The sequence below is a fragment of the Bartonella sp. AC70YNML genome (genome assembly GCF_042196545.1).
Taxonomy (GTDB): Bacteria; Pseudomonadota; Alphaproteobacteria; order Rhizobiales; family Rhizobiaceae; genus Bartonella.
In genome coordinates, this window is record NZ_JBHIQK010000002.1 from 1 (window position 1) to 21,819 (window position 21,819).

22 protein-coding genes are annotated in these 21,819 nt (G+C 37.8%); 11 read left to right on the forward strand and 11 right to left on the reverse strand.

Annotated elements, in window-relative coordinates:
* Positions 1 to 328 precede the first annotated feature (328 nt).
* The 6 genes from ACFIMU_RS02200 to ACFIMU_RS02225 all read left to right on the forward strand — a co-directional run bounded on the left by ACFIMU_RS02200 (position 329) and on the right by ACFIMU_RS02225 (position 5,626).
* Positions 329 to 472 (forward strand): TrwH protein, encoded by a 144-nt coding sequence (locus ACFIMU_RS02200; RefSeq protein WP_273790050.1) that lies wholly within the window; start codon positions 329 to 331, stop codon positions 470 to 472.
* Complete coding sequence (locus ACFIMU_RS02205; RefSeq protein ID WP_375606007.1) at positions 469 to 1,170, forward strand: virB8 family protein; 702 nt, start codon at positions 469 to 471, stop codon at positions 1,168 to 1,170. Before ACFIMU_RS02200 ends, ACFIMU_RS02205 begins: the two co-directional genes overlap by 4 nt.
* A gap of 13 nt (positions 1,171 to 1,183) precedes the next feature.
* A complete protein-coding gene (virB9, locus tag ACFIMU_RS02210) occupies positions 1,184 to 1,990 on the forward strand; it encodes a P-type conjugative transfer protein VirB9 (RefSeq protein ID WP_375606008.1) in 807 nt (268 codons plus the stop codon).
* Positions 1,990 to 3,147, forward strand: a complete 1,158-nt coding sequence (gene virB10, locus ACFIMU_RS02215; protein WP_375695902.1) for a type IV secretion system protein VirB10 — start codon at positions 1,990 to 1,992, stop codon at positions 3,145 to 3,147. The genes virB9 and virB10 overlap by 1 nt, the downstream gene beginning before the upstream one ends.
* Entirely contained in the window at positions 3,122 to 4,183 is a 1,062-nt protein-coding gene (gene virB11, locus ACFIMU_RS02220; RefSeq protein ID WP_375606009.1) for a P-type DNA transfer ATPase VirB11, read from the forward strand. Before virB10 ends, virB11 begins: the two co-directional genes overlap by 26 nt.
* 1,266 nt (positions 4,184 to 5,449) lie before the next feature.
* A complete protein-coding gene (locus tag ACFIMU_RS02225; protein WP_375606010.1) occupies positions 5,450 to 5,626 on the forward strand; it encodes a hypothetical protein in 177 nt (58 codons plus the stop codon).
* 1,863 nt (positions 5,627 to 7,489) lie between these two features.
* On the opposite strand, the gene ACFIMU_RS02230 is transcribed toward ACFIMU_RS02225, so the two are convergent.
* The 7 genes from ACFIMU_RS02230 to rimM all read right to left on the reverse strand — a co-directional run bounded on the left by ACFIMU_RS02230 (position 7,490) and on the right by rimM (position 13,629).
* Positions 7,490 to 8,269 (reverse strand): succinate dehydrogenase iron-sulfur subunit, encoded by a 780-nt coding sequence (locus ACFIMU_RS02230; RefSeq protein WP_375606011.1) that lies wholly within the window; start codon positions 8,267 to 8,269, stop codon positions 7,490 to 7,492.
* 14 nt (positions 8,270 to 8,283) lie between these two features.
* Positions 8,284 to 10,128, reverse strand: a complete 1,845-nt coding sequence (sdhA, locus tag ACFIMU_RS02235) for a succinate dehydrogenase flavoprotein subunit (RefSeq protein ID WP_375606012.1) — start codon at positions 10,126 to 10,128, stop codon at positions 8,284 to 8,286.
* Positions 10,129 to 10,134: 6 nt separating this feature from the next.
* Positions 10,135 to 10,521, reverse strand: a complete 387-nt coding sequence (gene sdhD / locus ACFIMU_RS02240; protein ID WP_375606013.1) for a succinate dehydrogenase, hydrophobic membrane anchor protein — start codon at positions 10,519 to 10,521, stop codon at positions 10,135 to 10,137.
* Positions 10,522 to 10,539: 18 nt separating this feature from the next.
* Positions 10,540 to 10,941, reverse strand: coding sequence for a succinate dehydrogenase, cytochrome b556 subunit (gene sdhC / locus ACFIMU_RS02245; RefSeq protein WP_375606014.1), 402 nt, complete (start codon positions 10,939 to 10,941; stop codon positions 10,540 to 10,542).
* Between the two features lie 495 nt (positions 10,942 to 11,436).
* A complete protein-coding gene (gene rplS, locus ACFIMU_RS02250; protein ID WP_375606015.1) occupies positions 11,437 to 11,877 on the reverse strand; it encodes a 50S ribosomal protein L19 in 441 nt (146 codons plus the stop codon).
* A gap of 209 nt (positions 11,878 to 12,086) precedes the next feature.
* The gene (gene trmD, locus ACFIMU_RS02255; RefSeq protein ID WP_375606016.1) at positions 12,087 to 12,785 is read right to left on the reverse strand and encodes a tRNA (guanosine(37)-N1)-methyltransferase TrmD; all 699 of its coding nucleotides are present in this window, start codon (positions 12,783 to 12,785) and stop codon (positions 12,087 to 12,089) included.
* Positions 12,786 to 13,071: 286 nt separating this feature from the next.
* Entirely contained in the window at positions 13,072 to 13,629 is a 558-nt protein-coding gene (gene rimM / locus ACFIMU_RS02260; RefSeq protein ID WP_375606017.1) for a ribosome maturation factor RimM, read from the reverse strand.
* Between the two features lie 131 nt (positions 13,630 to 13,760).
* Between rimM and ACFIMU_RS02265 the strand changes: the two genes are divergently transcribed.
* Together ACFIMU_RS02265 and ACFIMU_RS02270 are read left to right on the forward strand one after the other, a co-directional pair.
* Positions 13,761 to 14,582, forward strand: coding sequence for a SapC family protein (locus ACFIMU_RS02265; RefSeq protein ID WP_375606018.1), 822 nt, complete (start codon positions 13,761 to 13,763; stop codon positions 14,580 to 14,582).
* Positions 14,583 to 14,585: 3 nt separating this feature from the next.
* Positions 14,586 to 15,554 (forward strand): tyrosine recombinase XerC, encoded by a 969-nt coding sequence (locus tag ACFIMU_RS02270; protein WP_375609046.1) that lies wholly within the window; start codon positions 14,586 to 14,588, stop codon positions 15,552 to 15,554.
* 18 nt (positions 15,555 to 15,572) lie between these two features.
* Here the strand turns inward: ACFIMU_RS02270 and ACFIMU_RS02275 are convergent, their stop codons facing one another.
* Positions 15,573 to 15,845, reverse strand: coding sequence for a BolA family protein (locus tag ACFIMU_RS02275; protein WP_375606020.1), 273 nt, complete (start codon positions 15,843 to 15,845; stop codon positions 15,573 to 15,575).
* A gap of 124 nt (positions 15,846 to 15,969) precedes the next feature.
* On the opposite strand from ACFIMU_RS02275, the gene ACFIMU_RS02280 reads away from it, so the two are divergent.
* The 3 genes from ACFIMU_RS02280 (at position 15,970) to cobT (ending at position 19,684) form a co-directional block, all read left to right on the forward strand.
* Entirely contained in the window at positions 15,970 to 16,590 is a 621-nt protein-coding gene (locus ACFIMU_RS02280) for a J domain-containing protein (protein ID WP_375606021.1), read from the forward strand.
* A 203-nt stretch (positions 16,591 to 16,793) separates the two neighbouring features.
* Positions 16,794 to 17,774: a cobaltochelatase subunit CobS gene (gene cobS, locus ACFIMU_RS02285; protein ID WP_375608469.1), complete on the forward strand. Its 981-nt coding sequence runs from the start codon at positions 16,794 to 16,796 to the stop codon at positions 17,772 to 17,774.
* Positions 17,775 to 17,788: 14 nt separating this feature from the next.
* Positions 17,789 to 19,684, forward strand: a complete 1,896-nt coding sequence (gene cobT, locus ACFIMU_RS02290) for a cobaltochelatase subunit CobT (protein ID WP_375696788.1) — start codon at positions 17,789 to 17,791, stop codon at positions 19,682 to 19,684.
* A 48-nt stretch (positions 19,685 to 19,732) separates the two neighbouring features.
* Here cobT and ACFIMU_RS02295 read toward each other — a convergent pair whose 3' ends face one another.
* From ACFIMU_RS02295 to ACFIMU_RS02305, 3 genes are read right to left on the reverse strand one after another with little or no spacing between them, the layout of a single operon-like run.
* Positions 19,733 to 20,629, reverse strand: a complete 897-nt coding sequence (locus tag ACFIMU_RS02295; RefSeq protein ID WP_375696789.1) for a HaeIII family restriction endonuclease — start codon at positions 20,627 to 20,629, stop codon at positions 19,733 to 19,735.
* 8 nt (positions 20,630 to 20,637) lie between these two features.
* Entirely contained in the window at positions 20,638 to 21,489 is an 852-nt protein-coding gene (locus ACFIMU_RS02300) for a DNA adenine methylase (protein WP_375696790.1), read from the reverse strand.
* Positions 21,490 to 21,530: 41 nt separating this feature from the next.
* Entirely contained in the window at positions 21,531 to 21,710 is a 180-nt protein-coding gene (locus ACFIMU_RS02305; protein ID WP_375696820.1) for a transposase, read from the reverse strand.
* Positions 21,711 to 21,819: the final 109 nt, after the last annotated feature.

The window sequence follows — 21,819 nt, forward strand, 5'->3', positions numbered from 1 at the left end:
CATGCTGTTACTCAAACTATCAAGCATGGCCAATTCTCTCGCAAAAGGCATTACATTTGGACATCTATGGAGACATAAAAACTAGATGAGATAGAAAGCAATAGTTCCCGTAACAGACGCCCTTAATATCCATATGACAAAATAACCAAGATATCCAATCCTAAAGTAAAAAATATTCGCACTGAAATTGAGCTATTTTCATAAATTAAAAAATGAAATTAAGAAAAGATAAATTATCGTAAACTATACACTTTACTTTAGTGTCAAAATTATAATAATGACAACAAATATCAGAATGTGTATAACAGTAAAAAAGAGTCATATTAAAATGAAGTCGATCATTCTTATAATTTTGATTGCAAACCTTTTATCGGCTTGTGCATTAGCACCAAAGCTAAAACAGCCCAATGATAGGAACCGTGTGCCTATTAATAAAACAATCCCTGCCGAAATCAAGCGAGGAGACAGATGAAAACAAAACAAGCAAAACCAGTGAAAGCCGAACAACTTAGAAGTTATTATGAAGAAAGCCGTGGCTTAGAACGTGATCTTATCAATGAATTTATAAGGTCGCGCAGAACGGCATGGCGTGTTGCGAGTACTGTGGGTCTTTTTGGCTTATTCGGTATGATATGTGGAGTTGTTGGATTTTCTCAACCAGCTCCAACTCCCTTAGTATTGCGCGTTGATAATACGACGGGTGCAGTTGATGTTATCTCAATCATGCGTGAACACGAAGAAAGCTATGGTGAAGTTGTAGATAGATATTGGCTAAATCAATATGTGCTTAACCGCGAAACTTACGACTACGATACCATTCAACTGAACTATGACACAACAGCACTTTTAAGTGCGGCATCTGTTCAACAAGAATATTATAAAATCTATGATGGAGAAAATGCACGGGACAAAGTGCTTTCCAACAAAGCACGTATCACAGTTAAAGTACGATCAATCCAGCCTAATGGACTCGGTCAAGCAACTGTACGTTTTACGACTCAGCAACTTGACAGCAACGGTGCTGCTACTGGACCAAAACAGCACCAAATTGCAACAATTGGTTACACCTATGTTGGTGCACCCATGAAATCATCTGATCGATTGCTTAACCCCCTTGGTTTTCAAGTAACAAGTTACCGTTCTGACCCAGAAATACTGCTGAATGATTAAGGAATTGATTGTTATGAAAAAACTTGCGTTCGTTGTTCTATTGTCTTCGTTTTCTTCTCTTTATACGGTACCTGTGCAGGCGCTCAAAAGTCCATCAAATTCACAATATGATCACCGCATTCGCTATATAACATATAACGAAGCGGATGTGGTTCAAATTGAAACAGTTCTTGGTGTGGCAACACATATTATTCTTGAAGAAGGTGAACAGTACATAACTCATGCCTTTGGTGATTCTGAAGCCTATGCCTTTGCTCATAAAGGGCGGCATATTTTTATTAAACCAAAAGCAGAACTTGCCAATACCAATCTCATCGTTGTAACCGACAAACGGAGTTATAAATTCCGACTACAATTTCGGAATGACCGTGCGGGATCAACATATGAATTGGCTTTCCATTATCCCGATTCAAACGATGAAAAGTCAGAAGAAAACAATCGACGCCTTGCGATTGAACGTGGTTTTCACCAAAGCGTCAACGGCTATAATCTCAGTTATACCATGAGTGGTCACCAAGATATTGCTCCGATAAATGCTTGGGACAATGGGCGTATTACTTACTTTAAATTTCCCGCTAACATGGATATGCCATCGATTTATGTCGTAGATGCTGAAGGTAATGAAAGCTTAATACCACGCACCGTTATCGGCAGTTCTAATGATATTATCGCCGTTCATAAGGTCAATCCTAAATGGCTTATACGGCTTGGTAAACGCGCTCTAGCTGTTTTTAATGAAGCCTATGACCCCAATGGCGTACCAAACACAACAGGGACAGTATCTTCGGTGGTTTATCGTATCAATAAAGGAGGAAAATGATGTTTGACAATAAGGAAGGAGAGGGAAAAGGTACAAAACTGGACAACGTCGAACAAAAACATATTGAAGGTACCTATGGAGGGTCCGAACTAGGTTCTGAACGTCGTCCAACAATTCCAGGTACCCGTGCATTGTTAATGGTAGGACTTATTGTCATAGTAGCGATACCGATTGCCTTGACTTGGAAAGCTTTTAAAATGCGTAATACCGTGGAGGTTGAGGAAGAAAAACCACAACAAATAGTACAGCAAATTATACCAAACTATGTCCCTCGGATTATAGAAGAGCCAAAGATTGTAGAAGAAGCAGAAAAATCAACACAAACAGAAGATTCAAACTTGGATATTCCACCGGCATTGAGTAAACTTCTTCAAACAGCCATTCCTCCACATATGCTCCAAGATTCTGAAGAATTAGCACGCAAACGTATGCTCAGTTCTAGCCTTAACAACGGTGGTAGCGAAGGATCTACAGATACAAATAATAAAGCATCGAATAATGATAGAGGTAATGGCGTATTATTTGATAACCTTCAGCCCGTGCGTTTAGGTCAATCATATGCGATGCAACTTCGTAACCGTGACTTTTTGATTACACAAGGAACGCAAATAGATTGTACGTTAGAAACAAAAATCATTACATCACAACCCGGAATGACAACGTGTCATTTAACACGCGATATTTATTCCACAAGTGGACGTGTTGTTTTGCTTGACCGTGGTTCTAAAGTCGTTGGTTTTTACCAAAGTGGCATACAACAAGGACAAACGCGCGTATTTGTGCAATGGTTACGCATTGAAACGCCTTCTGGTGTTGTTGTCAATCTTGACTCACCAGGCACAGGTCCTCTGGGTGAAGCAGGTATTGGTGGCTGGGTTGACAGACATTTTTGGGAAAGATTTGGTAGTGCAATTATGGTAAGCATTATCGGTGATTTAGGAGAATGGGTAAGAGGAAAAGTTGGTAAAAGCAGCAAAGAAAATAAAGATAACTCACAAAATAAAGGAGCTCAGAATGCTGAATCTATAGCAATCGATGTTCTTCAAAATTCCATCAATATCACACCAACACTTTACAAAAACCAAGGCGAACGAGTAAATATTTTTGTTGCTCGTGATCTGGATTTCAGCGATGTCTACAGTCTCGTCACACGTTAACTCGATACAAAAAGATCAAGCAGTTTTTCAGCTTCTGCAACCGCTTGATTGTTTTTTAGAAGATCCCACGATCACTGAATTATCTATTTGCCGCCCCTGTGAAGTATGGACGAAAAGCTTTAAGGGTTGGCAAGTACATAGCGTACCAGAGTTAACAACCACTTTTTTGCAAACGCTTATTACAGCTATTATCGTTTATAACGGTATGGCTCCCAGAAGTATTAATTATGTGCTCTTGCCTGGTGGACAACGTGGTACAATTATACAAACACCAGCTGTTGTTGATGGTGCTCTTTCCTTTGTAATTCGTAAACATTCTCTCATAGTTAAGACGTTAGAAGAACTCAAAGAAGAAGGGGCATTTGACGATTTTTCTGATGTAAGTTTTAATAAGCCTTCAGCAAAAGAAGCCAATAATTTGTTATCGAAGCAGGACTTCACACGGTTGGAACCATTTGAAGTTCAACTCTTACAAAGTAAACGTGAGGGAAAAATTCTTGAATTTTTGGAAGAATGCGTCCTTCACAAACGCAACATTATTATTGCAGGCAAAACAGGATCTGGTAAAACAACATTTGCTCGCTCTTTAGTTGAAAAGGTTCCTGTAGAGGAGCGTATTATCACAATTGAAGATGTTCATGAGCTTTTTCTACCCAATCATCCCAATCATGTACATATGATTTATGGTAACAATGTAGGCCGTGTTTCAGCTGAAGAATGCCTAGATGCATGTATGCGTCAGTCGCCTGACAGAATTTTTCTCGCTGAATTGCGAGGCAATGAAGCATGGGAATATCTCAATTCGCTCAACACTGGTCATCCCGGGTCGATTACAACAACGCATGCCAACAGCGCTTTGCAGACATTTGAGAGATGTGCCACCTTGATTAAAAGATCAGAAATTGGCCGGCAACTCGAGTTAGAAATGATAAAAATCGTTCTCTATACAACAGTTGACGTAGTGTTGTTCTTTAAAGATAGAAAACTCACTGAAGTCTTTTACGACCCGATTTTTGCTAAATCAAAAATCGCTTAAGGGGAGCTTCCTCTTTCGGTAATATGAAGCAAACAAAAATAGCCGTAACTAATTGTTACGGCTATTTTTTTAACTTTTCCTATTCTCTTTACTTCTCCAATGGATTTTCTACACTCTTCATGAAGAAAAAAAGAAAAAAGTTAATAGACAACAACTCTACGAGAAAACCAAATTATACATAAGGCTTTCTTTATTCTCTTGCCTTTGATCATTCTTTCCATTTACCTTTTGAAAAAGTATCTTTGATGCAAAAAAGAAAAAATAGCTGCAAAATAAATATTTAAACAAAAGAAAAGAATAAATTTTGATTCGCCTATCAATGAAAGCTTCGTAAAATAGGTACTTTCGATCATCACAAATAATTATCGTCATCAAGACCAAAACTTATCGTTTAAAAATTCTAAGCGCTATTTTCAAGTGATTAATAAATATGTTTTTTAACCAAACAATCTCCAAATATGGAAAACCTCATACGAAATAAATTATCATTTCGATTTAGCATCCATAAACCACATTCTATTTGGTAATAAAAAATATAGTGGCATATCGACGTCTTCTTCGGACGAAGAAAGATTCTTAACCTCCAGTTGTTCGTAAACAACCAAATTTCTCTTAAACAAGCTTTGCTAACCATATTACGTGGCTTATGTCCCTCTCCTAAAGACGATATCCATAGATTCCATAAGGTAAGCTCTACTCTGAATATTCCGGCTCTCTTCTCTGCACCTCAAAAAGCGAAAATTCCTAAAAGAACAGATCTAAAATCCCTCTTCTTAAGATGCATCACATTGACTTATAAAGAGTGTTCATTATTTTGCGTTTTGGATAAAAGATCTTAGTACCGTAGGATTCTCTCATTTCAAAGCTGTTTATTAACCAAAACCATGTCTCTTGCACATTATAAGTAAATAAAACCGTATAGAATGAAACTGTACAAAAAAGCACTAAAAATGCCTTTTATAAACCATCCAAAATGCCCAAAATTGTAACAACATTGGGAGTTGGCAAAGTGTCTAATGACGCCCAACTTGCTCTTTTATGAAGTATAAAAATGGAGATGCTCTATAAATTTTATATTATTCATCGGGGCTTTACCATTATACCATCCACGAGCTCTGTAATGAAATAAGCTTAGGCACCTTAAAGAAAGGTTTCTTAAAAACAAGCGTGTAAATTGACAAGCAAAGTGTATTTGGTTCGGGGCGTTCTGTTTTACATAAGGGTTTCGATCTTATTAAAGAACGAGAGAAACAAAAGCGTGAAGCAATGCGTAATCTCTATTATTTAAAAGACATTACTCTAAATGCTTTTAGAAGTCGTAAAGCAGAATTAAAAAATGATGCTAAAAATGGAAACTGGTTTTCACCTTTACAGCTTCATATTCTCCTCAAATTAGGAGGCTGTATAGCGACTTTCAAAGATTACGCCAACAGAGATACATAATACTCTTAACTCCCATCTGATAAGTAAAAGCTGCAACAGCAAAAGCTCTTTTAGAAAAACAACGCCATAAAGTCATTAATAAACCGGCAATGAATTGGAAAAATGTTCCAGATTTTTATCAAACACTCTGCAAAGCAACAATAATGATACAACTGGCTTTGCATCTGCTTATTCTTACAGGTGTTCGTATTTTTACAGGTGTTCGTACCCATATCTTGCATCAATTCGTGAAAATCAGATTGAAGAGGATATATGAACAATTCTTGGCTCGAGAATACGAACGGTCTGCGTGATACTACAGGAAATTTTGCATGCCCTTAAAAATTTTAAAACAAGCACGCTTGTTTTTTCGCAATGATTTCTGTTTTCTGTAACCGGTCGTAGTCCTTATCAATGTGAATTTCCTATCACAATATATAAGAGAGGTTAGGTTAAAAACCTGTCCACATATATTTCGCTCTAGTTTACGTAATTGGCTAACAGACTCCACCTACCACACCTCAAAGGACGAAGCTTCTTAACACTCACTGATCTGCAAACAATCCGCCCCCTCACCTAGCAGATTTCACCTTCTAACCACTCTAATTACCAAATCCTAAATACGATAGTGTTTTTACGGTAGAACAGAATAAATACCAAAACAATGGCTGATTATATCGTTAATACTTAGGCACCTCTCTTTCATGTTAAGAAATATCTTTTATGCTAAAAAATAAAATAAGAAACACTTTTACTGCTTAAATAATCTTCTTCAGCATATATACAAGAAAAAATGAAACCCTCTAACATAATAAATAAGACCTAAACCTAGAAATCTCTATTTTTTATAGATAAAAACATATAAAATCAAAACCTACGAAACGCAAAAAATATAACATGTTTTCTTGATGATTGAATTCATTCAACTCAAATGAACCTATAAACAGCCCTTATTCCACATTCGCAACACGTGTTCTTAGAATTCTCACTAGTGTTTTCTAAATTTTCGGGAAAAACTATAAATTTGATATTTTTCAAACGTCTTATTTGCTCTTTAGTGAATTTAAATCTATGACGTTACAATAGTTTTAAATTACTACCCCCCTTAACTATATGATCTATCTCTACAATAGAGAGGGATTTTACGTTCTCCATTTTTTGAGAACTATAAATTTTGTTGTTTAATGCGATTAACAATCCAATCTTTAAAATAAAAATATGACCTTTATATATAATGATATTATCAAAAATTCCTAATCCCTGAATATTAGCAATGTTTTCGATATTATAATAAATGTGTCGTAAAATGACGAATTGTCATAATGATCACTCCTTTGTATTTCATTTAGATAATTTACATGCGTTATAATATTTGTATCAGCATTTATTTTTTGTGCTATATTTATACAGAGTTATCGTTTTTTATAAAAAATGATTAATTGAATCTGCATCAAAATAAAAATTCTGATACGAATTTAATAAAAATAAAAACACATGGCATATTGATTTTATTATTTTTACATAGAATGCCTATTTAAAGTATAGTCTACTCAAAAAACTAAAGCCTTTTTAAAGGCAATAATAACTATACTAACCGCCTCATAGAAGCCAATAAATTTTTAGAGATTAAGCCTCAAAAAGGCACAAAAAAAACGCACAATTTTCTGTTTTTTACTTTACTGTTCGTTAATTGATCAATTTTCAACTATGAGTTTTCTGCTCAGCCATTGCAAGGATTGCTTAATTTTTTAGGGATTACTTCACTTTTAGAATGATTATAGCTACTGCGCTCCCATAAGCAGCCGATCTTTTTTTAGAGATTTAATTGCTAAAAGGAGATAGAATTTTCCACCTTGCGCTTTCTTTTGATCAATCAGTCAATTTTCAAAGGCGGCGTTCAACCATGAGTTTTTTAATTTCAGCAATCGCTTTCGCTGGATTTAATCCCTTTGGACAAGTTTGGGCACAATTCATAATCGTATGACAACGATAAAGGCGGAAAGGATCTTCTAAATTATCAAGACGTTCACCACACATCTCATCACGTGAATCCGCAATCCAGCGATAAGCTTGAAGCAAAACAGCGGGCCCCAAATAACGATCACCGTTCCACCAATAACTTGGACATGAAGTCTGACAACACGCACACAAAATGCACTCATAAAGGCCATCGATTTTTTGGCGATCGGAGTGACTTTGTAACCATTCTTTTGCAGGTTCAGGAGAAACTGTTTGTAACCAAGGCTCAATAACTCGGTGTTGCGCATAAAAGCGATTCAAGTCAGGAACCAAATCTTTAACAACCGGCATGGAAGGCAACGGATAAACCTTAATGGGATGTTTTACATCATCCATCCCTTTGGTACAAGCTAATGTATTGGTTCCATCAATATTCATCGCACATGAACCACAGATGCCTTCACGGCAAGATCGACGAAGTGTCAAAGTTGGATCAATATGGTTTTTAATAAACAAAAGCCCATCAAGAATCATCGGGCCACAAGCGGAACGATCTACGTAATAGGTATCTAAACGAGGATTTTCCTCATCATCAGGCGACCAACGATAAACGTGAAATTCTGTTAGTTTTTTAGCACCTTTAGGTTTAGGCCAAACCTTTCCCGGTTTTACCTGAGAGTTTTTAGGAAGCTTAATTTGTACCATATTTCAGTCTCCCCTTAATAAACCCGTTTTTTAGGTGCAATGCGCTTTAAATCGATCCCACCATCAGCTTCAGATGTTAACGGGTCCACATGGACAGGTCGATATGATAACGTCACCTTACCTTCTTTTGACAAATGTGAAAGCGTATGTTTACGCCAATTTTTATCATCACGCTCTGGATAATCTTCACGCGCATGGGCACCGCGGCTTTCTAAACGTGCTTCCGCCGAATAAACAGTCATGATTGCATTCGCCATGAGATTTTCAAGCTCTAATGTTTCAACCAAATCAGAATTCCATATCAGAGAACGATCTGTAACTTTGATATCAGACAATTCCTCCCAGATTTTATTCATCCGCTGACATCCTTGTTGCAAAGAATCCTCTGTACGGAAGACAGCCGCATCTTCTTGCATCGTGCGTTGCATTTTTTCACGCAATACCGCTGTTGGTACCGCCCCTTTTGCAAAACGCAAACGATCAAAACGTGCTATAATTTCATCAACAGCAGCTTCATTCAGGGGTGGAATTTCTGCATTCCGATCAATAACTTCACCTGCGCGAATAGCAGCAGCACGACCAAACACCACAAGATCAATCAATGAATTTGACCCCAAGCGATTAGCCCCATGAACAGAAGCACATCCCGCTTCTCCTACCGCCATCAACCCTGGTTGAATACGATCAGGCGAATCAGCCGTTGGATTGAGAACTTCCCCGTAGTAGTTGGTAGGAATTCCCCCCATGTTATAATGGACCGTTGGCAAGATGGGGATAGGTTCTTTTGTTACATCCACCCCTGCAAAAATCCGAGCTGATTCCGAAATTCCTGGTAAACGCTCGTGCAAGATTGCAGGATCAATATGGTTGAGAACCAAATGAATATGGTCCTTCTTAGGTCCCACGCCACGCCCTTCACGAATTTCAAGAGTGATACAACGCGAAACCAAATCACGTGAAGCCAAATCCTTAAAGGAAGGTGCATAGCGCTCCATAAAGCGTTCACCCTCAGAATTGATTAAATAGCCCCCCTCACCCCGAGCTCCTTCTGTAATTAAGCAACCAGAACCATAAATCCCTGTCGGATGGAATTGCACAAACTCCATATCCTGAAGTGGCAATCCAGCACGTGCGATCATTCCACCACCATCACCCGTACAGGTATGCGCCGATGTCGCAGAAAAATAAGCGCGTCCATAACCACCGGTTGCAAGAACAACCATTTTGGCAGAAAAACGATGTATTGTACCATCATCGAGATTCCATGCCACAACCCCCGTACAAACCCCATCCGTCATGATGAGATCGAGGGCAAAATATTCAATAAAAAATTGCGCATTATGCTTTAAGCTTTGTCCATAAAGCGTATGCAAAATGGCATGGCCTGTACGGTCAGCTGCTGCGCAAGTACGCTGAACAGGTGGACCTTCACCAAATTGTGTCGTATGTCCACCAAAAGGACGCTGATAAATTTTGCCTTCTTGCGTTCGCGAAAAAGGAACGCCATAATGTTCTAATTCATACACAGCAGCAGGAGCATTACGCACCAAATATTCCATTGCATCGGTATCGCCCAACCAATCAGAACCTTTCACGGTATCATATAAATGCCACTGCCAATTATCAGGCCCCATATTTGAAAGCGATGCAGCAATCCCCCCTTGTGCTGCAACCGTATGTGAGCGCGTTGGAAAAACCTTCGTAATACAAGCTGTCTTTAATCCTTGTTCCGCCATACCTAATGTTGCACGTAATCCTGCACCACCTGCCCCAACAACAACAACATCAAATTTATGATCTACAGTGCGATAAGGGGCGTTACCTGCTTTAGCGCCCAGAGATGATCCTGTACCCGCCATACTTGTTTAACCCCCTAATGCAATTTTCAAAAGAGAAAAAATAATGATACCACCTACGAGAAAACAAAATAAAATATTTAACGTCAAAAAGAATATCCGAAAACCTTCACGTGGAATATAATCTTCAATCACCACCTGCATACCAAGTTTCATATGATAAAGGACCGAAAAAGTCATCAATCCCATCAAAATAGCAACAATAGGATGTGCAAGCCGTGCACGCACAATACTATAATCCTTGCCCACAAGCGAAAGAATAAGAACAATAAAAAATATCAAAAGTGGTAGATTGATAAACCCTGTCAAACGTTCTAGCCAAAAATGCTCTGTTCCTTCATGAGCACTGCCACGCCCCCGTACTTTTCCAAGTTCCGTTCGAAAATCTTTTTTCATATCTCTTTTCACCCCCAGCTAAACAACGGTATATCCAATAATCCAAATCGCAAAAGTAACAATAAGAGAAATAAACACTGTCGCCCACGCAGTGACTGTTGCCTTTTCTTTTGCCAAAAGGCAAGGCTTCAGATCCCAAACAATGTGGCGAACACCACCAACCATGTGATGAACCCCTGCCAAAGTATAAAGAAACAAAATACACAATCCAAACCAAGAACTATAAATTTCGTAAACTGTTCTAAATGTCTCCTCGCCACATGCAATAGCAATTAACCAAACAGCAAGAAAAACCGTTCCAACATAAAGTGCCATACCCGTAATGCGGTGTGCAATAGACATGGCCATAGTAATTGTCCAACGATAAATGCTTATATGAGGGGAACGAGGGCGCTCTTTTATCCTAGTTGTCTCTATCATAAAATATCCTGACCTAGTTTATCATAAAATATCCTGACCTAGTTTTTGCAACCGCAACGAACGAGAAAGTTCGCGCAAAACGACTAAACATACTCTCTCGTTTTTACTTGTTTGGCATCTCAAGATACCGATATTACAGGTCGGTTGTCTCAAATAACGGATTAAAGGTCACGCATAAAAAAACCGATTACTCCCCGGATATGATCCGCAAAACTCGCCTTAACCTAATACACTTTTATCTTCACGTCAAAGGTCTAAAATATTTTCCAAATATAAACAGACATTTTTTCAGATTAAACTTATCCTTTTGAGTATCCACGATATATGCAATAGTCTCTTAAACTGCACCCATGATTAAGAATAAAAAGAGGGAAAATTGATAGATTAAACATTTTTATGTCTCCTCCAAGCCTTTTAAAAGGCAAAACGAATCAAGAAAGACACAAATAAGCGGTATAAAAGCCGCTTTTGCATAAAGTTTAGCCGATATAATCTTTACTCAGAAACTTGCTTTTCAACATCTGTACTTACGGCTGCTGCTTCTACTTTCTCAACAACCTTTTCAGCTTTTTTCCGATAATCTCTCTTTTCAGCGATACGCGCAGCTTTACCTCTCAAGCCACGCAGATAATAGAGTTTTGCACGGCGCACTTTACCACGGCGCACCAGCTCAACACCTTCAATCAAAGGAGAAAAAACAGGAAATACCCTCTCCACCCCTTCACCGTAAGAAATCTTGCGTACTGTAAAGGTCTCATTCAACCCACCACCTGAACGTGCAATACAAACACCTTCATAAGCCTGAACACGCGTCCGTGTACCTTCTGTCACACGCACCATAACACGGACTGTATCTCCTGGCTGAAATGCTGGAAATTGGCGCTTTTCTTCAATTTTTGCACATTGTTCAGCTTCAAGCTGTGCGATAATATTCATTTCTTTTATCCTTCACGTTCTTTATCGAACAGTCAGAGCGCTCAACTCTTACCAAAAAAGCCTTTATTAAGAATAAGGAGCTCTTTAGGCTATGTCTTACACAGGAGCGAATACACCATTCCTTCATTTTAATTTTGGAACTACAGAAAACCTTTTATAAAAAACTCTCTAAAAAGAGAGCCATGCAATACACCACCTTATCATATGAATCAAGTTTTCTGATGATTTTTATCATAACGCGCATAAAGATCAGGGCGACGTTGACGTGTTAACAATTCGGCTTGGCTTTGACGCCAATCTGCGATCGCTTTGTGATGACCTGAGAGCAATACAGGCGGAATACCCCGCCCTTCGAAAAGAGAAGGGCGTGTATATTGCGGATGTTCCAGCAAGCCATTTTCAAAACTTTCACACCTTGCAGAAGCTGCATTCCCCATCACTCCGGGCAGAAGACGTATAATAGCATCTAAGATAACCAATGCGGCTGTTTCACCCCCTGAAAGAATATAATCACCAATAGAAATCTCTTCTAATTCTCGTGCTTCTATGACTCGCTCATCAACCCCTTCAAAACGTCCACAAACTAACGTCACACCCGTATCACGAGCCAAGCTATGCGCGTAAGCTTGGTCAAAAGGGCGTCCACGTGGACTCATCAACAATCTTGGCGAATCCTGTGGACAGCAATCAAGAGCAGCCGCCAATACATCCGCCCGCATTACCATACCAGCTCCCCCACCAGCAGGTTTATCATCAACGCTATGGTGTTTGTCTAAAGCAAAATCCCTAATCTGTACCGTCTCCAGTGACCAAATTCCACGCTCTAAAGCTTGCCCTGCTAAAGAATACCCTAAAAAACCAGGAAACATTTCAGGATAAAGGGTTAAAACGCGCGCCTGAAATTTCATTTTATTTCTTATCCTTATTTTCTTAAACAGATTCTATAATAGCAAAAATAGCACAAACAAGACTTTTAACGCCATAGCGTTAATCTGAGTCTCCTTGATCTGCGCCATATTCAATACGATCCTTCTAAATACTTGCACTAAAAAAAGACTCTAAAAATTCAGGACTATTTCGAAATAAAGTGCTTACAATATCTGCTCAAAAGAGCATTTTTAATATTTTCACACATTCCACTTTTTATTGACGAAATTCATCTGTTGTTTTTTACCTTCATCTTTATTTTTAGATTCAAGCTATTTCCTTTTTATCATTTTCTCCTCTATCGCTAAAACCAGCTGCCATGGGATCAACAACAAGAAAACCAGAGTCCATACAAATTTCTGGTACTGCCGCCTTACTAAAGGGAATAAGAACTCTTTTACCCGTATTCAAACGTATTTCAAGCAAATCACCAGCCCCGAAATTAAAAAAACCACATACCTCACCTAAGATTTTTCCCCCACAATCTTGGACACACAAACCTATTAAATCGACTTGATAAAACTCATCCTCCATCAAATCATCAATTAATTGATCACGCATCACATAAAGGCGAATACCATTTAAAGACTCAGCAGTATTACGATTTTCTATCCCTTTAAAACGTACAATCGCCTTATTTTTTTGCATGCGAAGAGTTACAATGTCATAAGAACGCCCCATATCATCATAAAGAGTACCATAAGACTTGAAACGCTGGGGATCAGCACTTAAAATTCTAACAAAAACATCCCCTTTTACACCATGAGGCGTACCAATAATGGCAAGATAGACTTTATTTTTAAGCTTTTCTTTATTATACTTCATGCAAAAATATTATCTCTCAAAAATGAACCCTTCAATCTTATAGTTTTCTATTCAATCTTGTTGCCATATGAGACAATCTTCTAAAAGACCTTTCTTGGTAACAAAAACAAATTAATAAAGGAGAAAGTCTTATGGCAAATATTATGCTATTTTACAAAGATATCACACCAATCAACAAAATTTCCCATAAAAATCTAAAATTTGCTCCTCCAAGTGATATGTCTTTTGCCAAGGATACTCATTGGGTTCCTTTAGCAAGTACTGAATATTTTCAAGCAGCACTAGACTATCCTATTTTATTTATGTGCGCTGAAGATGAACAAAAAAAACGGCACTACACATCCGCAGCTCTTGTCGGTCTTTCTAATGACGAAAATGACTATATCGCTTCTGATAAAAGTTGGAAAAACAATACTTATGTTCCTGCTTTTGTCCGCCGCTACCCTTTTGTTTTGGCACAAATTAGCAATGAAAAAGAACTTTCTGTGTGCTTTGATCAACAGTCCGGTATGTTTAATGAAGTTGCAGGAACAGAACTTTTTAATTCCGATGGCTCTATTTCTCCTTTTATGGAAGAACGTATTCGCTTTCTTGAAAGTTTTAAAATCGCTATGGAGAAAACCTCTGAGTTTATTGATGCTCTTGTAGAAATGGATCTTCTAAGCCAAAAATCCATCAATGTGAAAAACGATAAAGGTCTCTCAGCGCAATTGGAACATTTTTGGGTTGTTGATGAAGAAAAATTGAATAAATTATCAGCAAGCCAACTTGCCAAACTTCATAAAAATGGCTTTTTAGGATTAATTTTTGCGCATTTGATGTCAACGCACAATCTTTTGAAAATACTCTCTCTCAAAGGTGAAAAGCAGCTTATCAATCGTGAAGAGAAACCCCAAAACAAGAATGGTCATTCTAACGATGAAAAATCTAAAAAGAAAGAAACTCTCAACTAGATAATGCCTATCAAAAACGACAAGAGAAAAGATGAAAACATTCCTCTCATTCCAGCAGACCATGCAATTTTAAACGCAAGGAAAAATTGGTTAGAGTGTCTTACCCAAACACGTCGTATGTCAGCACAAACAGTGCAAGCCTATGAACGTGATACGCGGCAATTTTTGTCTTTTCTCTGTCAACACTTAAGCCATACACCAACCCTTACAGATCTTGCTCATTTACGCATTAGTGACTTGCGTGCTTATCTTGCTTATCGGCGAACAAATAATGTAAGTGCTCGTTCTTTAAGCCGCGGAGTAGCAGGCATCCGTTCTTTTTTCAAATACTTATCACGTGAAGGAATCGTCAATGTTCCCGCAGCTCAACTTATCCGAAGCCCCAAACACCCCAAATCGCTCCCAAAACCTTTAGCGATAAAATCAGCACTTCACATAGTCAAACAAGAAAATCAACTGGAAAATGAACCTTGGATTACCGCGCGTAATGCTGCTGTCCTCATGCTTCTTTATGGCTGTGGAATGCGAATATCAGAAGCCTTAAGCCTCACACCAGAACAATTTTCTGATCCTGAAAAAACAAGTTTATTTATAACTGGAAAAGGAGGCAAAACACGCCTTGTTCCCCTCATAAAAATTGTTTACGAAGCCGTACAAAATTATCTTCAATGCTGCCCATATCCTTTAATAGACAACCAACCCATGTTTCGTGGTGCGCGGGGTGGTCCCCTACAGCCTGCCATTATTCAAAAAGCTGTCCGTAATTTACGTGCAAGCCTTGGTTTACCAGAAACTGCAACGCCTCATACACTACGCCATTCTTTTGCCACCCATCTTTTATCACGGGGGGGAGATTTGCGCACCATTCAAGAACTTCTTGGGCACGCTAGTCTTTCCACCACACAAATCTATACCCACGTCGATACAGACCATTTGTTAAAAATCTATCAAAAGGCCCATCCCCGTTCCTAAAAACGTCTCATCAAAAAATTAGAGTGTTTCAACCTCAAGTGCCAAAGCGTGAACACAAGTAGCAAGCTCTTCTTTTAAAACTTGATAAATCGCTCGATGTATTTCTACACGCGTCATATTGGAAAAAGAAGAAGATAAAATTTTCACCCGAAAATGTGTTTCTCCTTTACCATCAAAAGCATGTTCATCATGAGGATGTCCCTCATGAAGATGACTTTCGTTAATCACTTCCAGTTTCTGCGGATGAAAAGCATCCTGAAGCTTTCTGTTGATGATTGTTTCTATAGACATTTTTCATTCCTCAAACAAAATGAACGTGCAAAAATACACCTTTTTCATAATAGAATAAGTGTGAAAACAAATTTTTCAAAAGTCAATTCTTGTAAAATTAATCAATTTTGCATAAACCAATAATATGACAATAACATCTAAATTATTCGATTCAATTCGCATAAGCTCAAATAAAAAACAAAAAGCTGAGCCAGAAGCACAACAGTGTCAGTGGGAAGGTTGTGAAAAAACAGGGTCCCATAAAGCACCAGCAGGTCGAAATCACGAAGGACAATATTTATATTTTTGTATTGAACACGTACGCGCCTATAATAAAAATTTTAATTACTTCTCTGGTCTTAGCAATAAAGATATCGCAAAATTTCAAAAGGATGCTCTCACAGGACATCGTCCGACATGGCCTACAGATCTGAGCAATGGTACATCGAAAAAAACAGCCGCGAATTATGCAAAGATTCGCTCTGGAACAGCGGCCTATCAAAATCGCATGCGCGATCCCTTCACGCTTTTTACTGGGCAGCATTCAAGCAATAAGTTTTCACGAAAATTAAAGCCCTTAGAAGCAAAAGCTTTTGATACACTGGGACTACAGGCAAACGCTTCAGCAGAAGACATCAAAATGAAATATAAAGAGTTGGTAAAAAAGCACCATCCTGATTCCAATGGTGGTAATCGTGCTTCAGAAGAGCGCTTTCGTGATGTTTTACATGCTTACAATTTGCTAAAAAAGTCTGGTTTGTGCTGAAAATATGCGCTTATATGAGTCTATTTTCATTTAGACCATCATTATTTGCGCAAAATGTTACTTTTTTTTGCAAAACATTATAGAATACGTAAAAAAATCTTTCTTTAATATCTAAGGCTCTCATTATAGAGCATTGCATAAATACTTTAACTCTTGTATCGTTTCTAATGAATAAATAGCGTCCTCTCCCTTCCAGAAACATAATGACAAATCTTACCGTTGAAAATTTGCCCGATATTACACTTTGTGCTCGCGATCTATTTCATATTGAAACAGATCTGAAAGTCCCTGCTTTTAGCACAAAAAGTCCCCATGTTCCTGATATTGATCCTGATTATCTTTTTGATCAGCAAACAACTTTAGCGATTCTCGCAGGTTTTACCTTTAACCGCCGTGTAATGGTTTCTGGCTATCACGGTACAGGGAAATCAACGCATATTGAACAAGTTGCTGCACGTCTTAACTGGCCTTGTCTTCGCATTAATCTCGATAGTCATGTAAGTCGTATCGATCTTGTAGGAAAAGATGCTATCGTTTTAAAAGATGGCTTACAAATCACTGAATTTAAAGAGGGCATTTTGCCATGGGCTTATCAAAATAATATTGCTCTTGTTTTCGACGAATATGATGCGGGGCGTCCCGATGTTATGTTTGTCATTCAACGCGTTCTTGAAACTTCTGGAAAACTAAGCTTACTTGATCAAAGCCGTGTCATCTCTCCACATCCAGCGTTTCGTCTTTTTGCAACAGCAAATACCATTGGTCTTGGCGATACAACCGGTCTTTATCATGGTACCCAACAAATTAATCAAGCTCAAATGGACCGCTGGTCTATTGTTACGATACTCAATTATTTACCCCATGATAAAGAGGTTAATATCATTTGTTCAAAGGTCAAATCCTTTCAAACGACTGAAGGAAAAAAGATAATTTCACAAATGGTTCATGTTGCTGATATGGTACGCCAATCTTTTATCAATGGAGATCTTTCAACTGTCATGAGTCCACGTACCGTTATTACTTGGGCAGAAAATACAACAATTTTTCAAGATGTCGGCTTTGCCTTCCGATTAACCTTTCTCAATAAATGTGATGAACTCGAACGTGCCACTGTTGCAGAATTTTATCAACGCGCCTTTGGACAAGAGCTTCCCGAATCACTCATTCATGGTGTTTCGCCTTAAGGAATCTGTCACTCATGGCTACCGATATTGGTGACAACAAAAATCCAGCAAAAGATTCTTCCAACAACACTCTTAATACTGAAGCTTTTAAAAAAGCACTTTCCACCTGTATGCGTGCGATTGCAGGCACAAACAACCTTGAAGTTTCCTTTAGTCATAACCGACCATCTTTGAGCGAAAGTTGTGCACGTTTACCAGAATTACCTCAATACGCAACGAATAAAGACATCACCATTACCCGCGGATTAGGTGATTCCATGGCTCTTCGCAAAGCATGGCATGACAACCGCATTCACATGCAATTTGCTCCACTAGAATCAGAAGCACGTGCTGTCTTTGATGCTCTCGAACAAACACGTGTGGAAGCAATTGGCACGTTAACCATGGAGGGGCTTGCAAAGAACCTTGATGTCATGCTCGCCGATAAATACAAGAGAGCCCATTATCATAAGATTAGCAACCAAAGTGAGGCTCCCATCCAAGAAGCGATTGCACTTTTATTGCGTGAAAAAGTAACAAAGCGCCCTGCCCCAAAAGAAGCGGGCCCTGTTTTAGAATTGTGGCGTCAAGAACTCGAACAAAAAGCCGCAGCAGAGCTTAATGAACTTACACATCATATTTACAACCAACAGGCTTTTGCACAAATCGTTCGCCAAATGCTTGTTACACTCAAAATGACAGTACAACAGGGTGAAGCTTCTAACAGTGAAAACAATAAAAAATTAAAAAACGAATATGAACCTCAAGACCAAGCAGAAGAAGAGAGTAAAAACAAAAAACACGCTCAAAGTGAAGAACAAACCAGCACTGAACAAGAAAGTGATGTGCAAGACGACGGAAAAACACAAGCGACACAATCAAACAACAATGATCAAGCTGACGGCGAGCAAAAAAATGGACCTTGGCAAGAAAAGCCGCACAAACTCAAACACCTTTTTTCCGATTCGGAACAAATGCAAAAACTTGGCAATTATAAAATCTTCACCCGTCAATTTGATGAAATTTTGGAAGCAACAGATTTTTGTTCTGAAAACGAGTTAGATAACTTACGCCGTTATCTTGATAAGCAAATCAATCATCTCCAAAACATCGTTGGACGTTTAGCAAACCGTCTCCAGCGCCGCTTGATGGCGCAACAAAATCGCAATTGGAAATTTGACCTTGAAGAAGGATATCTTGATACAGCACGACTTCCACGCCTTATTATCGACCCAACACAACCCCTTTCTTTTAAAATAGAAAGTAATACCCAATTTCGAGACACGGTTGTTTCACTCCTCATTGATAATTCTGGTTCAATGCGCGGACGCCCCATTAGCGTTGCTGCAAGTTGTGCCGATATTTTGGCACAAACTCTTGAACGTTGTGGTGTCAAAGTTGAAATTTTAGGTTTTACCACTAAAACTTGGAAAGGAGGAAAATCACGCGAACAATGGCTTGCCCAAAACAACCCCCATAATCCTGGACGTCTTAATGATTTATGCCATATCATCTATAAAAGTGCTGATACCCCATGGCGTCGCGCACGACGCAATTTAGGTTTGATGATGCAAGAAGGATTATTAAAAGAAAATATTGATGGAGAAGCTTTGATTTGGGCACATCAACGCCTTTTATTACGGCGTGAACAACGTCGCATTCTTATGGTCATTTCTGATGGTGCTCCTGTTGACGATTCAACACTATCGGTCAACTCCAGCAATTATCTAGAAAAACATTTACGTGCAGTGATTCAAGAAATCCAAACCCATTCCCCCATCGAACTCATTGCCATTGGAATTGGTCATGACGTCACACGTTATTATCAACGTGCTGTAACAATTATGAATGCTGAAGAACTTGCCGACGCTATAACAAAACAATTAGAAGTACTTTTTAGTGATAAAAGTCCTCATAGTTATAAGAAATAAGCCTTCCTTGAATCAACAACGATTACATTTTAAAAATTATTTCTATCATTAAACCATCGGAATTTGATGGCTAAAAACCTGAGAAGATAATCCCACAAATTGAATATCGAACTTTAAGGAAGCTTCTACTTTACTAGATGCATTATGAATTCTAAAAGAAATGCTCCAACCATCTTCAAAAATTATAATGAGTTTGTTTTTACTTTCCGGTTTTATTGCAACGGATAAAATTTTGCTTGGAATTCTCCATTTACGACCATATCCCAAAGTGCCATTTAAATTAAAAGACTGAATAATCACCCGTTTTTGTTTAGATCTTGTATCTATCATAATCTTATAAAAATCATAAGAACCTATAACATACTGAAACAATAGCTTCACAAATTTATCTTGATGATCTAAACACAGCCTTTGAAGTTCTTTAGAAAAAGATTCTAAAATTGGAAGATAAATTCTACTTTCTTTATCTTCTATATCTCTAAAGAACATTTTCTTATCTTTGAGCTCTGCTAAATAATCAAAAATAGATCCAATTTCATTAAAATAAAAGTTGCTACAAGGATAACCTGTCCATTCTTTACCAAAATCTATTTTACTGGAAAGGCGAGGATGTTTGATAGCGCTATGATTATGTTTTGCAGAAATACCAATAGGATTTTCAGGAATTTTTAAAATAATATCACGGACATCTCCTTTTATTCCAACAGAATCTTCCTGAAGAACAATAGTTTTCGTGTTTCTAATATTTTTATCATGTAACTGTAAGAAAACAGCTGCTTCAATAGAAGCAAGATTTAAAAGCCTTTTTTCAGTATCATTAAATAAATTATAAAAAGACTCTGCTATTTGAAAGGACGAGTTAAACTCTATAGGAGCCTTTGTTGCTTTTTTAAAACCCATAGCCAAAGCATATTCAAAGGCTTTTCCATTCTCTACCTGATTCATGCAGTTTCCTAAATATCCTTACTCAAAATTACGAGTTCATTTGATTTTTTATTGTTCCCCATACCGTAAGTCCATTCAGGATTAAGTATTGTATGTCCTTTATAAAGTTCTCTAACTTCCACACAATCATTATAAGATAAAACCCATCCTTGACGCTTTCTTAAAAGTTCAGCAAGAGCTTGATGATCAAAAGAATGATGTTTATCGCCTTTTTGACCGTAAAGTTTTTGATTAATAAGATACGGAGGATCACAATAAAGAAAATCGTCAAAGTGTTTAGGAATACTTTCTGTAAAATCTCTGTGTTCCACTGTGAAATTTTCAATCTTAAAATCTTTAAGCCGTTCAATAGAACGATAATTGAATCGGGGATGTCCTGGAGACATACCGCCAGAAAGTGTTGTTCCGGAAAAAGAAGAGCGATTAAGAGCAAAAAAAATAGCAGCAATTTCTAATGGATTTTTAATATTCCCAAAAGTTTTTTGGAGATTATAAAACATTGCAGGAGTCATATCTTCATATTCTCTTACTTTTTCTGCAAGAGCTGAAGCATCTCTCAAGAGCATCTGCCAAAAAATAACAAGCGGCTTAAAAGCATCATAAGCATAAACCTTTGTTCCTCTTTTTGCTAAGGTTAATTCAATTGAACCTCCTCCTACAAAAGGAGAACATAAAGTTTTTTGTTTCCTTATGTAGTTATTAATAATCATAGGAACAGCACGACTTTTTCCTCCCGGATAACGAAGAGGTGATTTTACAATAGTAAGCTCCCTAATCTTTTTCTGTTTTTTCAAGGAAGTTAATACCAAATTATCAAATAAAGCCTCTCTATGATCTCTTTGATTTATCATTTTGTTCATACTATCAGCTCCAAGTATCGCATTTTCTAACTTACAATTATCTAAAATAAACACTCGAAGCGTTTGCCAAATTTTACAGAAATCGTATTATAAAAAATTGTAAATTCATTAACATATACGCATAAATATTTGCCACTAAAATAATGATAAATACCAGTATAATCACACTTCAAAACTGCCAAAAAGGATTTAACACCATTGGTATTTACCTTTCTATTTATAGACTACTCAAATATGTATCGAACTGTTTTTATCTTTATAATAACCAAGCTGCTTATAGCTCAAACAATTATCTGTAAGAAACCACAACTTCTAACAAGACATTTTTTT

Excerpts from the sequence above, each read along its gene's own strand:
- ACFIMU_RS02200 (WP_273790050.1), top strand. The coding sequence starts at position 329 with ATGAAGTCGATCATTCTTATAATTTTGATTGCAAACCTTTTATCGGCT.
- ACFIMU_RS02205 (WP_375606007.1), top strand. The coding sequence starts at position 469 with ATGAAAACAAAACAAGCAAAACCAGTGAAAGCCGAACAACTTAGAAGT.
- virB9 (WP_375606008.1), top strand. The coding sequence starts at position 1,184 with ATGAAAAAACTTGCGTTCGTTGTTCTATTGTCTTCGTTTTCTTCTCTT.
- virB10 (WP_375695902.1), top strand. The coding sequence starts at position 1,990 with ATGTTTGACAATAAGGAAGGAGAGGGAAAAGGTACAAAACTGGACAAC.
- virB11 (WP_375606009.1), top strand. The coding sequence starts at position 3,122 with ATGTCTACAGTCTCGTCACACGTTAACTCGATACAAAAAGATCAAGCA.
- ACFIMU_RS02225 (WP_375606010.1), top strand. The coding sequence starts at position 5,450 with ATGCGTAATCTCTATTATTTAAAAGACATTACTCTAAATGCTTTTAGA.
- ACFIMU_RS02230 (WP_375606011.1), bottom strand. The coding sequence starts at position 8,269 with ATGGTACAAATTAAGCTTCCTAAAAACTCTCAGGTAAAACCGGGAAAG.
- sdhA (WP_375606012.1), bottom strand. The coding sequence starts at position 10,128 with ATGGCGGGTACAGGATCATCTCTGGGCGCTAAAGCAGGTAACGCCCCT.
- sdhD (WP_375606013.1), bottom strand. The coding sequence starts at position 10,521 with ATGAAAAAAGATTTTCGAACGGAACTTGGAAAAGTACGGGGGCGTGGC.
- sdhC (WP_375606014.1), bottom strand. The coding sequence starts at position 10,941 with ATGATAGAGACAACTAGGATAAAAGAGCGCCCTCGTTCCCCTCATATA.
- rplS (WP_375606015.1), bottom strand. The coding sequence starts at position 11,877 with ATGAATATTATCGCACAGCTTGAAGCTGAACAATGTGCAAAAATTGAA.
- trmD (WP_375606016.1), bottom strand. The coding sequence starts at position 12,785 with ATGAAATTTCAGGCGCGCGTTTTAACCCTTTATCCTGAAATGTTTCCT.
- rimM (WP_375606017.1), bottom strand. The coding sequence starts at position 13,629 with ATGAAGTATAATAAAGAAAAGCTTAAAAATAAAGTCTATCTTGCCATT.
- ACFIMU_RS02265 (WP_375606018.1), top strand. The coding sequence starts at position 13,761 with ATGGCAAATATTATGCTATTTTACAAAGATATCACACCAATCAACAAA.
- ACFIMU_RS02270 (WP_375609046.1), top strand. The coding sequence starts at position 14,586 with ATGCCTATCAAAAACGACAAGAGAAAAGATGAAAACATTCCTCTCATT.
- ACFIMU_RS02275 (WP_375606020.1), bottom strand. The coding sequence starts at position 15,845 with ATGTCTATAGAAACAATCATCAACAGAAAGCTTCAGGATGCTTTTCAT.
- ACFIMU_RS02280 (WP_375606021.1), top strand. The coding sequence starts at position 15,970 with ATGACAATAACATCTAAATTATTCGATTCAATTCGCATAAGCTCAAAT.
- cobS (WP_375608469.1), top strand. The coding sequence starts at position 16,794 with ATGACAAATCTTACCGTTGAAAATTTGCCCGATATTACACTTTGTGCT.
- cobT (WP_375696788.1), top strand. The coding sequence starts at position 17,789 with ATGGCTACCGATATTGGTGACAACAAAAATCCAGCAAAAGATTCTTCC.
- ACFIMU_RS02295 (WP_375696789.1), bottom strand. The coding sequence starts at position 20,629 with ATGAATCAGGTAGAGAATGGAAAAGCCTTTGAATATGCTTTGGCTATG.
- ACFIMU_RS02300 (WP_375696790.1), bottom strand. The coding sequence starts at position 21,489 with ATGAACAAAATGATAAATCAAAGAGATCATAGAGAGGCTTTATTTGAT.